We start from the raw sequence: 14,768 nt of genomic DNA, 5'->3' as shown, positions 1-14,768 counted from the left end.
GAGTTGCGGGCTTCCGAAGAGGAGAAAACGCATGGCGAGCCCCCGCACCCATTCGGCACCGGTGTCACGCCATGCCATGGCCTATGTCCTCGCCGGCGGACGCGGCAGCCGTCTGCTGGAGCTGACCGACAAGCGCGCCAAGCCCGCCGTGTTCTTCGGCTGCAAATCGCGGATCATCGATTTCGCCATATCAAATGCGCTGAATTCGGGCATCCGCCGGATCGCGGTCGCCACCCAGTACAAGGCCCACAGCCTGATCCGGCACATGCAGCGCGGCTGGAATTTTCTGCGGCCGGAGCGCAACGAGAGTTTCGATATCCTGCCGGCGAGCCAGCGCATGGACGATTCCATGTGGTATGCCGGCACAGCCGATGCCGTGTACCAGAACATCGACATCATCAAGAGCCATCGTCCGAAGTATGTGGTCATCCTCGCGGGCGACCACGTCTACAAGATGGACTATGAGCTGATGCTGCAGCAGCACGTGCAGTCCGGCGCCGACGTCACGGTGGGATGCATCGAGGTGCCGCGGGAGGACGCGTCCGGCTTCGGCGTGATGGCCATCGACGACACCGACAAGATCGTGTCCTTCCTGGAAAAGCCGGAGGACCCGCCCGGCATGCCGGACAAGCCCGACATGGCGCTCGCCAGCATGGGCATCTATGTGTTCGAGACCAATTTTCTGTTCGACCAGTTGCGCCGCGACGCGGCCCACAGCGGATCGAGCCGCGATTTCGGCAAGGACATCATTCCCTTCCTGGTGCGGCAGGGCAATGCGGTGGCGCATCGCTTCTCGGACTCCTGCGTTCGCAGCAGTCCGGACGGCGAGGCCTACTGGCGCGATGTCGGCACGCTGGACGCCTACTGGCAGGCCAATATCGATCTGACGGATCCGCTGCCGTCGCTCGATCTCTATGATCGCAACTGGCCGATCTGGACCTTCGCCGAGGTGACGCCGCCGGCGAAATTCGTTGGTGACGGCAATGGCCATACGGGAGTCGCCGAAGACTCGCTGGTGGGCGGCGGCTGCATTGTGTCGGGCAGCGTCAAACGCTCGCTGCTGTTCACCGGCGTGCGGCTCGATGGCGGGGCGCGCATCCAGAATACGGTGGTGTTGCCCCATGTGCAGGTCGGGCGTGGCGCGCGCCTGATCAACACCATCGTCGATCGCGGCGTCCGGATTCCCGATCGGCTGATTGTCGGTGAGGATCCGGTTGCGGATGCGGAGCGTTTCCGCCGCACCGAGAAGGGCATCTGCCTCATCACCCAGCCGATGATCGATCGCCTGACCAATCGATGAAAGTTCTGTCCGTCGCGTCCGAAATCTATCCGCTGGTCAAGACCGGCGGGCTCGCCGATGTCGCCGGTGCGTTGCCGCTTGCGCTGGCGCGCGAAGGTTTCACCGTGCGCTCGCTGATCCCCGGCTATCCGTCGGTGATGGAAAAAATCGGCAACGCGCAGACGCTTCATCGCGAAGCCGATCTGTTCGGCGCCGAGGCCCGCGTGCTGCGCACTGAGGTCGCCGGGCTAGACCTACTGGTGGTGGATGCACCGCATTTGTATGGGCAGGGCGGCAATCCGTATGTCGACGCCGCGGGACGGGACTGGCCGGACAACTGGCGTCGTTTTGCCGCGCTCGGCCGGATCGCAGGAGCCATCGGCCAGGGGCTGCTGCCGGACTTCCGCCCCGATATCGTCCATGCGCACGACTGGCAGGCCGGCCTCGCGCCCGCCTACATCCGCGCCGCGGGCAACACGCGGGTGCGCACGGTCCAGACCATCCATAACCTCGCCTTCCAGGGCCTGTTCCACCCGGCGATCTTCGGCGCGCTGGGATTGCCTGGCGCGATGATGGCGATGGAGGGCGTGGAGTTTTATGGTCAGGTCGGCTTCCTGAAAGCCGGTCTGCATTTCGCTGACGCCATCACCACGGTGTCGCCGACCTATGCGGCCGAGATCATGACCCATGAGGGCGGCATGGGCCTCGATGGCCTGCTGCAGGCGCGGGCCTCCGTCCTCACCGGCATCTGTAACGGCATCGATACCCAGGTCTGGGATCCCGGCGCCGATCCGCATCTGCCGGCCCCTTATGACGCCGCGCGGATTGCGGCCAAGGCCGCCAGCAAGACGGCGCTGCGTGCGGCGTTCGCACTTGAGCAAAATACCGCAGGCCCGCTGTTCGGCATAGTCAGTCGTCTCACCGGGCAGAAGGGCATCGACCTGATCGCGGAGGTGATCCCGGAGCTCGCAGCCAGCGGTGCGCAGCTGGCCGTGCTCGGCACCGGCGATCGCAATCTCGAGGTAGCCTTCACGCAGGCTGCTGCCGCGTTTCCCGGCACGGTCGGCGTGCGGATCGGTTATGACGAAGCGCTGGCGCATCTGATCCAGGGCGGCAGCGACGCGCTCTTGGTGCCGTCGCGGTTCGAACCCTGCGGGCTGACCCAGCTCGCGGCGCTACGCTACGGCACCCTGCCGGTGGTCTCGCGCGTCGGTGGCCTTGCCGACACCGTCATCGATGCGAACGAAGCCGCACTCGCCGCGGATGCGGCCACCGGTTTCCAGTTCGCCCCGGTCACCACCGACGCGCTGCGCCACACACTGGAGCGTGTGCTGCGCGCCTGGCAGGACCCTGATGTCTGGTTGCGGCTGCAGCACAGCGCCATGCGCAGCGATGTCAGCTGGGAGCGGCCAGCACGGCAGTATGCGGCGCTGTACCACGGGCTCGTGCAGGGCTGACGCGTTGGGGATGCGGATCGTTACGCGGTGCTGTCGCGGCGCGAGGCGATCGCGCAATTGAGCATCCACTGTACGCCGAAGCGGTCGGTCAGCTTGCCGTAGTAGTCGCCCCATGGCTGCATCCCGAGCGGGGTGGTGATGCGGCCACCATCGGCGAGCTTGCCGAACAGCGTGTCCGTCTGCGTGTGGTCGTCCATCATCAGGATGTGCGCCGATCCGCGCATGGGCTCAGCGTCGTGATTGTCGGAGGCGAAGAACAGCACGCCAGGGCCTTCGAACCGCGCATGCATGATCCTGCCGCGCATCGCCTCGTTATGAACGGGCATGCCGTTTTCGCCATGGCGCAGGATTTCCACCGTCCGACCGAGGCCGCAGCGTTCATAAAACCCCAGCGCCTGTTCGCAGGTGGTGGTGAAGAACAGGTAGTTGGCGAGCTGCATGGCGGGTGCTCCTCCGGACGCGCGGCGACAGATCGCTTTCGCTCGGACAAGGGTTACATTACGATCGCAATATCATCAAGAATTAAATTGCGATCGTAACATAAAGAGGGCAGATGGCACGCTACGGCGCGGGACACAAGCAGGAGAGCCGGGCGCGGATTGTTGCTGCCGCCGGGCGGGGCTTTCGCAAGCTCGGATATGGCGGCATCGGGGTCGACGGCCTGGCGCAGGAGGCCAGCGTCACCCACGGCGCGTTCTACGGCCACTTCAAGTCGAAGGCCGATGCATTCCAAGCCGCGGTTGTCGCAGGTCTGCAGGACCTGCGGGAAGGGATCGAGGCGCTGCGCGCGACCAGCACGTCCGGATGGATCCGTGATTTCGTGGGCATCTATCTTGGGCCGAAGCGAACCTGTGATCTGGCCGAAGCCTGTACCCTGCCGATGCTGTCGGCGGAGGTAGAGCGCGCCGAGCCCGCCACCCGCACGGCATATCAGACGGAGCTGATGTCGCTGGTTGCCGCGATCGCCGCGGGATTGCCGAATGGGACACGCAAGGAGCGGGAGGCGCAGGCCTGGACGTTGCTTGCACTGCTGGCAGGCGGCGCAATGCTCGCGCGCGCTGTTCCCGAGAAGGCGCTCGGCGCACGGATTGCTGCCGCGGTCCAGCAAGCGGCGATCGCATTGTCAGATGAGAGAATCAGTCGGCCTTGAATGAAAGCCCGGCTCGCGCCCTCACGCCACGCTGGCGAGAAACGCCTCATCCGCCGCGTCCACCGCGGCGGGCGTTCCGACATGCATCCAGGTGCCGTCGAGGCGCAGGCCGAACAGGCGTTCGCGTTCGTTGGCCTGATCGAAGATCCGGTTCAGCGAGAACTCGCCCGCGGGTGCCTCAGTGAACAATGCGGGCGACAGGATCGCGGCGCCGGCATAGACGAACGGCACCACCTGGTTTTCCTTGCGCCGGCGCAGCGCGCCGTCCGGCGCCATCGCGAAGTCGCCGCTGCCGTCATAACCGATGCTGGCGGTGGTCGGCGCCATCAGCAGCAGGATGTCCATGCGCGCGGGATCGAAGCGTTCGGCCAGCCGCGCCAGGTTGGGCTGCACGCCGTCGATCCACATGGTGTCGGCATTGAGATGGAAGAACGGCTTATCGCCGAGCAGAGGCAACGCCTTCACCACGGCGCCACCGGTGCCGAGAATGACGTCGCGCTCATCGGAGATCACCACCTGCGGGTGCTGACGATCGGCCACATGAGCGATGATTTGGTCCGGCAGGTAATGCACGTTGACCACGGCCTTGCGCACACCCACATCCGCGAGCTTGTCGAGCACATGATCGAGCAGCGGTTTGCCCGCGACCTGCACCAGCGGTTTCGGCATCCGGTCTGTCAGCGGCCGCATCCGCACGCCGAGGCCGGCGGCAAGAACCATGGCGGTGGTGGGCTTCTCGGACATCTCGAAATGGTCTCGGCTCAATTATCTCAAAAGCGATCTTAGCATGATTTTAGCATCGAATGTGGCCGCGGCCAGCGTCCCAACAACGCGCACTGCCGACGATTCGTTTCGCCGCCAGCTGTAAATATCGAACGTGACGGATGTGCGACGCGAGGTCGGGCGCGATCAGCCGTCAACAGTCTGGTTGCTGTTGCGGCGGCTCGGGCGCTTCTTCTTGTCGACTTGTTTCAGAAACGTGACACCGATCTGGTCGCCATTGACCCACGACAACTCGCAGCGGCGGTAGGCCAGTCCGGTCGACGACAGCAGCAGGAAAAATTCTTTCAGGTTCAAACCTTCGACGGAGCCTTCGACGGTCAGTTTCGCGCCGGTCTCGGACACGTCTTCCATCATGCAGTTGCGGCGCCAGGTGCCGTCGATGCCCATCATGTGCGCGGAAAAGCCGCGCTCGAAACTCACTCGCTCGCCACTGCGGCGTTCTGCCATCATCGTCGCTCCCGTCGGACAACCGGTCTCAGGTCGTCGGGCCGACAGTAGGTCGCAGTGGCTAATACGAGGTAAACAAGCGGTAAATGGCGGCCTGATGCCGCGCATGTTTAGGCCTTGAAAAACTCAGGTCTTGGGCGGCGGAACGTGGGCCTCATACCAGGCGCGTAGCGTCGCCAAGGCCGGATGGGCCAGCGAACGGTTCAGATACGTCCAGATCCGGGGCTGGTGCTTGAGATAATGCGGCTTGCCGTCGCGGCGGTTCAGCCGCGCAAAGGTGCCGAGCAGGCGGGTGTTGCGCTGCGCCGACATGATGGCATAGCTCTCGACAAACGCCGGCGGATCGAAGCTGGAGTCCGTTTCGCGGCGGGCCTTGGCATAACGGGTCAGCAGCGCGATCTCCAATTCGTCGGGAATGTCAATGCGCGCATCCTGCGCCAGCGACACCATGTCGTAAGCCGGCGGCCCGAGCACGGTGTCCTGGAAATCGATCACGCCGACTTTGGCGATGTCCTGGCGGTCGTCGAGCCAGATCAGGTTCGGCGAATGATAGTCGCGCAGCATCCATGTCTTGCGTGACAGCACCGGACGCGCCAGCAACTCGCGCCACATCGTGATGAATTCAGCGCGCAGCGGCTCACTCAGTCGGACGTCGCGGTCCGGCAGATACCATTCCAGCATCAGGCCGATCTCGACCAGCATGGCGTCGACATCGAAGGTCGGAATCGGATAGTCGCGTTGCGGCACCAGCGGCAGGGTGTCCGGCAGCGTCTCGCGATGCAGTTTCGCCAGCAGGTCGGCGGCCGCCTGATAACGTTCGGCGATCGGAGCCGGCGGCGTGCCGTCGATAAAGCCCGTGCTGCCGAAATCCTCGGTGATGAGAAAGCCCGCTTCGAGATCGGCGTGATGGATCGCCGGCGCCGAGATGCCGTTGGCGCGCAAGCCATTGGCGATGGCGACGAACGGCTTGACGTTTTCGGCGAGATGAACGGCCGCGCTGTAGGACTTGCCGCCATAGATCGCGGCGCCGTCGGGACGCTGCGGTGAATTCATCAGGATGCTGGTGCCGCCGCCGTCATCGGCGTCGCGGACAAGGCGCGCGTAACTGCGCGTCGAGGCGTCGCCGGGCATGCGCACGCGATGCGCGGTCATGTAGCCGGCGAGATCGAGGAACTGCCGCAGGCTTTCCAGCCGCGCCACCTGCGCCGCGGCGCGGCCATGGCCGGTGATTTCCGCGGCGCGGGCGTTCGATCCCAGCGCCGGGCGATGACTCAGCGTGATGTCGATGCGGTCCTCGGGCAGCTGGTTGCCGGCGCGCTCCGGCCATTCGATCAGCGCCACCACGCCATCGGGCAGCGGCACCAGGCCGATCTCCTCGAGCTCATTGGGATCGTTGACGCGGTAGAGATCGACGTGCAGCACCGGATAGGCGGGAAGCTCATAGCCCTGGGCCAGCGTGAAGGACGGGCTCGGGACCTCCAGCGTCTCGTCGCCGGCGAGATAACGGATCAATGCGCGGGCGGCCGCGGTTTTGCCGGCGCCGAGATCGCCGGTCAGGGTGATGACGTCGCCCGGCCCGATCAGCAGCGCCAGATCGGCCATCAGGTGCGCGGTGGCCGTTTCGTTGGCGAGAGCGAGCGAGAATGTGGCTGGCGATGTCATTCGGCGGCGGTGCGGTGCGCGGCCTGGTCACTTGGGAAATCGCAAGTCACCGACGTGCCCTTGCCGACCACGGAGTCCACCCGGACCTTGCCGCCATGCAGTTCGACGAACGAGCGCACCAGCGACAGGCCGAGGCCCGCGCCGCGATGCCGCGAGCCGTTGGTGTGACTTTCAAACCAGTCGAACACCTTGTCCTTGACGTCGGGTGGAATGCCGGGCCCGGAATCGCTGACGGTGAATGAGACGTTGTCGGTGTTGCGGCGCGCGCTGATGGTGATGAGACCATCCTGCGGCGAGAAGCCCACCGCATTGGCCAGCAGATTATACAGCACCTGCACAATGCGCCGCTCATCGGCGACGAATTGGCCGATGCCGGGATCGGCATCGATTTCGAGCTTGATGTGGTCGCGCGCCAGTCGGTCCTGGATGCCTTCGGCGGCGGCCTCGATGGTGCGCCGAATGTCGACCGGGCCGAGATTGAGCGTCATCGCGCCGGCGTCGATGGTGGCGAGATCCAGGATGTTGTTGATGATCGCGAGCAGCGCATTGGTCGATGAGGTGATGTAGCCGAGATATTCGTCCTGCTTGACGGTGAGTGGCCCGGTGGCGGGATCGCTGAGGAAATGCGCGAAGCCGATGATGGTGGTGAGCGGCGAGCGCAGCTCGTAGGAGACGTGGTGGACGAAGTCGACCTTCATCTGGTCGGCGGTCTCCAGCGCCTCGTTGCGTTCGCGCAGCGCGCGTTCCACGTTCACGGTGTCGGTGACGTCCTGGAACGTCAGCATGGTGGCGCCGTCGGGCAGCGGCATCGCCATGCAGTCGAGCACGCTGCCGTCCTTGCGCTCCAGTTTCAGCGGCACCGGCTTGCGGTCATCGATGCCGGTGATGGCGGCACGGATGGTGCGCCATGTCGTGGCATCGTCGAACAGCGGCTTGCACCAGCCTTCCACGGTCTCGATGTGCGGGTGGGCCTCCATCGCCTCCGGCGTCAGCTGCCACATCTTCACAAACGATGGATTGAACAGCTGTGCCCGGCCGTTGCTGCCGAACACCGCGACCGCTTCCGCCAGATTATCGAGGGTCTCGCGCTGGACCCGGATCAGTCCGTCGAATTCGCGCGCGAGCTTGAGGCTTTCGGTGACGTCGTCGAACAGATAAGTGACGCCGCCCTCCGGATTGGGCGTGGTCACCACACTCAGCGCGCGGCCGTCGGGCAGATACCAGACGTCCTTGGCGGTCTCGACCGCGCGATAGGCCTCATGCAGCTTGTTCTTCCATTGCCGGAAGTCCGGCTGCTCCGGGATCTTGCGGGCCGCGCGCAGCCGGTCGAGCACGCTGGAATCGTCGGGATTGCTGTCGAGGAACGCGGGGTCCAGGTTCCACAGCCGCCGGTAGGAGTCGTTGTAGAACGCCAGCCGGCGCTGGCCGTCGAACACGGCGACCCCGGAGGAGAGCTGATCGAGCGTGCGGCGATGCGCCTCCGCCATGCGCTCCAGCGCGTCGGTCAGCATGGCCGCTTCGCTGGCATCGACTGCGACGCCGGCGGTGCCACCGGCGACGCGCTGCGCGCGCACGTCGAACATCCGCCGCTGGCCGCCGATCACGATTGGCAGCCGCGCGTTGAAGTTCGCGGTCTCGCTCAGTGCCCGCGTCATGTCCTGCCGGTCGCCGCTGTCCAGCAGTTCCAGGTTACGGCCGACCGCGTCGGTGACGTCGGTCGCCTCGGTCGCCTGCGCATAGGCGGCATTGGCGAACGCCAGCGTGCCGTCATCGCGGCGCGCCCACACCGGCCATGGCAGGGCGGCGGCGAAGGCCCGCAGTGTCCCGGTCTCCTCCTGCAGGTCGCGGTGGCGCAGGGTCATTTCCGCGAGTTCGCGGCGCACGCCGCTCAATTCGCGCAGGCGAACGATGGCCTGGCCGCCGATCGCCCGTCCCAGCGCCTCGATCGACCGTCCCGCCGATGTGGTCAATTGCAGGGTGAAACTCGTGCCGTCAGCGCGCAGCGCGTCGACGGCGTGATCCATCTTCAGCGCCTGCTCGGGCTGCAGCCAGGTGCCGAACGCCAGCACGCGCTGCGGCGATTGCTGGGCGGTCTGCGGCAGCAGCAAGGCGAGATCACCGCTGATATCAGGGCGGGTGCCCGCTGCCGGCCAGGAGATCAGCACCTGCGGTTCGGTGAACAGCAGTGCGCGCAGGCTGTCGGTCTCGGCCTGCAGCCCGCGCACGTCGGCGCGCAGCCGGGTTTCGACGCGCGATGCGCGCACCCGCGTGCGCATCAGCAGGATGGTCGCGACCACGGTGAAGCCGAGGATCGCTGCGGCCACGGCCAGGGCCGCGGTTTCCTGCTGGCTGAGGGTGAAGATGTCTTCCAGGGAGAGCAGCGAGGGCCTGCCGCTGTCGGCCAGTGCAGACGTCGCGCACAGCGCGGCGCAGAGACCACCGCGCACAAGCGCGGTGCCCGTCATCAAGGTCCGACGTATCGCCCTGACCACGCCCGACATGATCTGCCCCTGCCGCAATCACGGTCGCCGGTCGAAGGCGGGCGACCGATTGTCCGTGATCCGGCGTCGAATTCCACACGGCCGCGCGGGTTTCACGCGGCGAAGTTCGCAATTTCGTTCGCGCGGTGTCCGCTCCACCGTTCGCGAATCGTTTCACAATATCCTCAAGGGGACTCGACGGGTAAGAGTCCAGACCGTGAACGTGGTCGCAGCCGCTGAAATTGAGTGCCGGCGAAATTTGGCCATCGCAGCATTTGGCCACCGATGGCGCGCGACCACTAGATGTTGCGAACGGCGGTGGAACCTATGGTTTCCGTGGGAGCGCGTATGCGCTGGCCGACAGCCGTCCGTCCGGACGGATTCGCATCAGAGGCCGCTCAAGGTCGTCGTTGTCCAGAATCACATCCGCCCTATCGGCCGGTTTGCAGAGCTGCTCGTACAGGACGAAGGCAGGCTTATACCGATTCGCGTAGAGCTGGCCCGCCGCCGCCATGCCGCCGAGACGATCGGCATCGCGGTTGACGCCCCTCTGTTCGGAGGTGCGCTCGGAGGTTTCGACAAAAATCGTCAGGTCGAAGCCGTCGCGCAACTCCGGCCGCTGCAGGAACGTGCCGTCGACGATCAGGATGGCGTCGGCGGATGCCGACAGCGCGTCCTGCGCGATCGGGCAATCGTTCTCCAGGTCGAATGACGCCGTGCGATAGTGCCGATCTCCACCCGGGCCCAGCGGGGCCAGCAGCAGGGCTATGATGGCCTTGAGATCACGTGCGTCGTGGTAGTAGCCTTCAGCGGACGTGCGCCCGCGGGCATAACGTTCCGCCTTCGGCCGGTGAAAGCCGTCGATCGAGGTGCGAATCACCTCCCGGCCGCTGCGGCTGATCGCGACGGCAAGTTCGTCCGCCAGAGTGGTCTTGCCGGCGGCGGTCCGTCCGTCGATGGCGACGCGAATCGGCATCCCGGGTGCGAGACGCGTAATGCGTTCGGCAAGATCGTTCAGCAGCGTTGCACGTGTCATTGACGACCGTCCGGTGGACCCGAATCCGCCGCTGCCGCGCTCGGTCGACGACAGCGAGGTCACGGGCACCCATGCCGCTTGCACCACCGGTGCGACGATCATCTGGGCGATGCGTTCACCACGGCGCACGGTGAAGGGAACGTCGCCATGATTGATCAGCGGCACGCCGATCTCGCCGCGGTAGTCGGCGTCGATGGTGCCCGGCGAATTCAGCACCGTGATGCCGTGCTTGACGGCGAGGCCAGAGCGCGGCCGCACCTGTGCTTCGAATCCGGGTGGCAGCGCAACGGCGAGTCCGGTGGGAATCAGCGCGCGCTGTCCCGGTGCAAGCACCACCGGCGCATCCGCGGGAACCGCGGCGAGCAGGTCGAGGCCGGCCGCATGTGCGGTCTGGTAGGTGGGCAGCGGGAGATCCTGGCCATGCGGCAGCTGCTGGACGTCGATGCTGATGGGCGAGGTCATTGCGTGGTGTCTCCAATTGATTCGGCGATCCGCGCGACCAATGTTGTCGCGACTTCGCCTTTGCTCATCACCGGCCAGGTTTCGACAGCGCCGGAGTCGACGGTTTCGCGGGTTAAAAGATGAATGGTGTTGCGGTCGCCGCCCATCACGCCGGATGCGGGCGACACGTCGTTGGCCACCAGCCAGTCGCAGCCCTTGCGCTTGAGTTTGGCGCGGGCGTTGTCGATCAGGTGTTCGGTTTCCGCGGCAAAGCCGATCACCAGCGGCGGGCGATTGGTCGCAAGCTTCGAGACCGTCGCCAGGATGTCCGGGTTTTCCGCGAATGTCAGCGATGGCAGGCCGCCTGCGGTTTTCTTGATCTTCTGCTCGCCGGCATTGGCCACGCGCCAGTCGGCGACGGCCGCAGCGAAGATTGCGACATCGACCGGCAGCGTCGCCTGCACCTGGGCCAGCATGTCGCGCGCGGATTCCACGCGCTTCACGGTGACGCCGGCCGGATCGGCCAGGTTCACCGGGCCGGACACCAGCGTGACGTCGGCGCCGGCCGCAGCGGCGGCCGCCGCAATGGCGAAGCCCTGCTTGCCGGAGGAGCGGTTGGCGATATAACGCACCGGATCAATCGGCTCGTGGGTGGGCCCCGCGGTGACCAGGACGTGCTTGCCGTGCAGCGGCAGGTCCTTTGCCGGAGGACGTATCACGTCCAGCGCGGCAGCGGCGATCTGCAGCGGTTCGGACATCCGGCCGGTGCCGGCCTCGCCGGCTTCGGCCATCTCGCCGGAATTGGGGCCGATCAGAAACACGCCGTCGCGGGTGAGCTGGGTCACATTGCGCCGGGTGGCGGGGTTGCTCCACATCAGCGGGTTCATTGCCGGCGCCAGCAGGATCGGACGATGGGTGGCGAGCAGAATGGCGGTGGCGAGGTCGTCGGCATGGCCGTTCGCCATCTTCGCCATCAGGTCCGCGGTCGCCGGCGCCACCACGATCAGATCGCAGTCGCGGGCAAGGCGGATGTGCCCGGCATCGAACTCGCTGCGCGGATCGAACAAGTCGGTGTAGCAGGGCTCGTGCGCCAGGGCACTGACACTTAGAGGTGTGATGAACTGCTGCGCGGCTGATGTCAGCACGCAGCGCACCTGCAGCTTCTGCTCCTTGAGCCGGCGGATCAGGTCGAGCGACTTGAAGGCGGCGATGCCGCCGCCGATGATCAGGGTCACCCGCCGTCCGGCAGCGGAGGCGAGGGGCGCGGCTGGATGGCTCTCCGACGGGGATGGATCGGCCTCCGGCAGGCCAGCGCCGGCGGTGGGCTGGTCGAAGGCGGCATCGCGCAGGATGACCCGGACCTCGTCTTCCACCGAGCGGCCGTTGCGGGCTGCCCGCAGCCGCAGTTCGGCCTTCAGGGCTTCGTCGAGCTTGCGAACCGTCAGACTGGCCATATCCGTCGCCTCGATGGGGATGGCCGACGCTAGCAAATGATATCAATGCCATCAATATTTGATTGCAATGATATCATATCAGCTAATTTTCCAGAGAATAGCCAGGAACGTCAGGGCGATCACCCAGAGCGCCCGGGTCTGCCAGCGGTTCTGCCGCGCTTCGGCCCGGCCGATGGCCTCGACAGTCGCGGGCGCCAGCACCAGGCCCTCCCGGGTCATGGCCTCGACCTGCTCCAGCGCCGCCACCGCGCGGCCGGCAATGACGGGCAGCCCGGACAAGAGCTTGCCGATCTGGCCGGCGCCGCTTGCGACACCCTCGATCCGGCCCATCGGGCCGAGATTGCGTTCGATCCAGGCCCGCACCACCGGATCGGCGGTTTTCCAAATGTCGAGCCGCGGGTTGAACGAGCGGGCGACGCCCTCGACCACCACCATGGTCTTTTGCAGCAGGATCAATTCCGGCCGCGTCCGCATGTCGAACAGGGCGGTGACCTCGAGCAGCAGGGTCAACAGCCGCGCCATCGAGATTTCATCGGCGCGGCGATTGTGGATCGGTTCGCCGATGGCGCGGATGGCTTGCGCGAAATTGTCGATCGAATGGTGCGCGGGCACATAGCCCGCCTCGAAATGCACCTCGGCGACGCGATGATAGTCGCGGGTGATGAAGCCGAGCAGGATCTCGGCGAGGAAGCGCCGTTCCTTCATGCCGAGCCGGCCCATGATGCCGAAATCCACCGCCACCAGCCGGCCGTCGCTGTCGACGAACAAATTGCCCGGGTGCATGTCGGCATGAAAAAAGCCATCACGCAGCGCATGCTGCAGGAAGCTCTGGATCACCTTGCGGCCGAGATCCGGCAGATCGACGCCGGCCGCTTCCAGCCTGGGACGATCGCTCAGCGGAATGCCGTCGATCCATTCCATGGTGAGCACGTGATGGCTGGTACGGTCCCAGTCCACGGTGGGGATGCGGAAATCCGTATCGTCGCGGGTGTTTTCCGTCATCTCCGACAGCGCAGCCGCCTCGAGGCGGAGATCCATCTCCATCGCCACCGAGCGCGCCAGCGTCTCGACGATCTCGATGCTGCGCAGCCGCCGAGCTTCCGACGAGAGCCGCTCCGCGGTGCGCGCGGCGAACATCAGCGAGCTGGTATCACGGCGGAAACGATCGGCGATACCGGGCCGCAGCACTTTCACCGCGACCGGCAGTTGGCGCACGCCATCTTTATCGATCTCGGCGCGATGCACTTGCGCGATCGAGGCCGCGGCCACCGACGGGCCGAACACGGCAAACGCCTGTGCGAGCGGGCGTTCCAGCGATGCGGCGACAACCGCCTCGGCTTCTGCCTGGGAGAATGCCGGCAGCTTGTCCTGCAGCCGCTCCAGGTCGCGCGCCATCTTGACGCCGACCACATCGGGGCGCGTCGCCAGCACCTGGCCAAGCTTGACATAGGTCGGCCCCAGCCGGGTCAGCGCCCGCGCCAGCCGCGGGCCGGATTTGGCGTCGCGGCGCTCGATCAGCCGCGCCACCCGCAGCATGAAACGCAGCGGCGCCGGCAATGGCTCCGGATCGACCACGGCGAAGGTGCCCTCGCGGGCAACGACATACGCTGCGCGGGTCAGGCGCAGGACATGGGGGATCGCCGAAATCACAAACGCCAGCCCGAATGCAGCGCGACAATGCCGCCGGACATCGCCTGATGGCTGACGCGTGAGAAGCCGGCGTCGCGGATCATCTCGGCAAAGGCATTTGGCTTTGGAAACTGCCGGATCGATTCCACCAGATAACGATAGGATTCGGCGTCGCCGGTCACCGCGCGCCCGATCGCCGGGATGACATTGAACGAATACATGTCGTAGATTCGGTCCAGCCCGGGCAGGTCGGCTGCGGAAAATTCCAGGCAGAGAAAACGCGAGCCGGGGCGCAGCACGCGAAACGCCTCGCGTAACGCCGCGTCGATGCGCGGCACGTTGCGGATGCCGAACGCGATGGTGTAGGCGTCGAAGCTGCGGTCCGCGAAGCTCAGTGCTTCGGCATTGCCTTCGACGAACGTCACCCGATCGTCGAGCTGCCGTTTGACGGCGCGGTCGCGGCCGACCTCCAGCATGTCGGTGTTGATGTCGCAGACAGTGGCCTGAAAGCCGAAACCAGACGCCTTGGCTGCGCGAAACGAAATATCGCCGGTGCCGCCGGCGACATCGAGCAGTGCGAATGGCTGGTCGCCGCGCGGCGGATTGAGCGCGGTAATCATCGCGTCCTTCCAGAGCCGGTGCAGGCCCGCCGACATCAGATCGTTCATCAGGTCGTAGCGCGAGGCCACGCTGTGAAACACGTCGTTCACCAGCGTCTGCTTCTCGCCCAGCGGCACGTCCCGGTAGCCGAAATGGGTGGTTTCGTCGCTTCGATCCATCACATACTCTCTCCGCGGCGGGACCATAGCGCGGCGCGTCGGCCCGCGCTACAAGCAGGGATCGTTAACGCTCCACCCCACCTTGACACGTGTCGTATGGTGAATCCCGCGAGCCGGTTCAAGGGCTAAATCAGCGCACATCTCAGCCGCAACCGTCATTCATAAATCGAT

At 65.7% G+C, this 14,768-nt stretch carries 11 protein-coding genes and 2 pseudogenes; 3 read left to right on the top strand and 10 right to left on the bottom strand.

All coding sequences use genetic code 11. From position 1 onward, the window contains the following. The first annotated feature begins 31 nt into the window (after positions 1-31). Together glgC and glgA are read left to right on the top strand one after the other, a co-directional pair. Positions 32-1,300 carry a glucose-1-phosphate adenylyltransferase gene (gene glgC, locus RS897_RS09960; protein ID WP_315836399.1) on the top strand — a complete coding sequence of 423 codons (1,269 nt, stop codon included), beginning with the start codon at positions 32-34 and terminating at the stop codon, positions 1,298-1,300. Then, positions 1,297-2,736, top strand: a complete 1,440-nt coding sequence (glgA, locus tag RS897_RS09955) for a glycogen synthase GlgA (RefSeq protein WP_315836398.1) — start codon at positions 1,297-1,299, stop codon at positions 2,734-2,736. The genes glgC and glgA overlap by 4 nt, the downstream gene beginning before the upstream one ends. A 20-nt stretch (positions 2,737-2,756) precedes the next feature. On the opposite strand, the gene RS897_RS09950 is transcribed toward glgA, so the two are convergent. After that, positions 2,757-3,176 (bottom strand): VOC family protein, encoded by a 420-nt coding sequence (locus RS897_RS09950; protein ID WP_315836397.1) that lies wholly within the window; start codon positions 3,174-3,176, stop codon positions 2,757-2,759. Between the two features lie 113 nt (positions 3,177-3,289). On the opposite strand from RS897_RS09950, the gene RS897_RS09945 reads away from it, so the two are divergent. Next, positions 3,290-3,886, top strand: a complete 597-nt coding sequence (locus RS897_RS09945) for a TetR/AcrR family transcriptional regulator (RefSeq protein ID WP_315836396.1) — start codon at positions 3,290-3,292, stop codon at positions 3,884-3,886. Between the two features lie 21 nt (positions 3,887-3,907). Here the strand turns inward: RS897_RS09945 and RS897_RS09940 are convergent, their stop codons facing one another. From RS897_RS09940 to ubiE, 9 genes and pseudogenes are all read right to left on the bottom strand, one after another. Further along, entirely contained in the window at positions 3,908-4,630 is a 723-nt protein-coding gene (locus tag RS897_RS09940) for a nucleotidyltransferase family protein (RefSeq protein ID WP_315836395.1), read from the bottom strand. A 165-nt stretch (positions 4,631-4,795) separates the two neighbouring features. Further along, positions 4,796-5,119 (bottom strand): PilZ domain-containing protein, encoded by a 324-nt coding sequence (locus tag RS897_RS09935; protein ID WP_315836394.1) that lies wholly within the window; start codon positions 5,117-5,119, stop codon positions 4,796-4,798. 123 nt (positions 5,120-5,242) lie between these two features. After that, a complete protein-coding gene (gene tsaE, locus RS897_RS09930; protein WP_315836393.1) occupies positions 5,243-6,778 on the bottom strand; it encodes a tRNA (adenosine(37)-N6)-threonylcarbamoyltransferase complex ATPase subunit type 1 TsaE in 1,536 nt (511 codons plus the stop codon). After that, complete coding sequence (locus tag RS897_RS09925) at positions 6,775-9,279, bottom strand: sensor histidine kinase (RefSeq protein ID WP_315836392.1); 2,505 nt, start codon at positions 9,277-9,279, stop codon at positions 6,775-6,777. The genes tsaE and RS897_RS09925 overlap by 4 nt, the downstream gene beginning before the upstream one ends. 304 nt (positions 9,280-9,583) lie before the next feature. Continuing rightward, positions 9,584-10,210, bottom strand: a pseudogene (locus tag RS897_RS09920) (nucleoside/nucleotide kinase family protein); the annotation flags it as partial. A gap of 90 nt (positions 10,211-10,300) precedes the next feature. Further along, positions 10,301-10,756, bottom strand: a pseudogene (dut, locus tag RS897_RS09915) (dUTP diphosphatase); the annotation flags it as partial. Then, positions 10,753-12,189, bottom strand: a complete 1,437-nt coding sequence (coaBC, locus tag RS897_RS09910; RefSeq protein WP_315836391.1) for a bifunctional phosphopantothenoylcysteine decarboxylase/phosphopantothenate--cysteine ligase CoaBC — start codon at positions 12,187-12,189, stop codon at positions 10,753-10,755. The gene coaBC and the pseudogene dut, both read right to left, overlap by 4 nt. Before the next feature lie 78 nt (positions 12,190-12,267). Next, a complete protein-coding gene (gene ubiB / locus RS897_RS09905; RefSeq protein ID WP_315836390.1) occupies positions 12,268-13,839 on the bottom strand; it encodes a 2-polyprenylphenol 6-hydroxylase in 1,572 nt (523 codons plus the stop codon). After that, positions 13,836-14,597: a bifunctional demethylmenaquinone methyltransferase/2-methoxy-6-polyprenyl-1,4-benzoquinol methylase UbiE gene (gene ubiE, locus RS897_RS09900; protein WP_315836389.1), complete on the bottom strand. Its 762-nt coding sequence runs from the start codon at positions 14,595-14,597 to the stop codon at positions 13,836-13,838. Before ubiE ends, ubiB begins: the two co-directional genes overlap by 4 nt. Positions 14,598-14,768 lie beyond the last annotated feature (171 nt).

This window comes from Bradyrhizobium prioriisuperbiae, assembly GCF_032397745.1.
In the GTDB taxonomy this organism is placed as follows: domain Bacteria; phylum Pseudomonadota; class Alphaproteobacteria; order Rhizobiales; family Xanthobacteraceae; genus Bradyrhizobium_A; species Bradyrhizobium_A prioriisuperbiae.
Note: the sequence above shows the minus strand (reverse complement) of the source record. Positions and strands in the feature narration are given on the sequence as shown.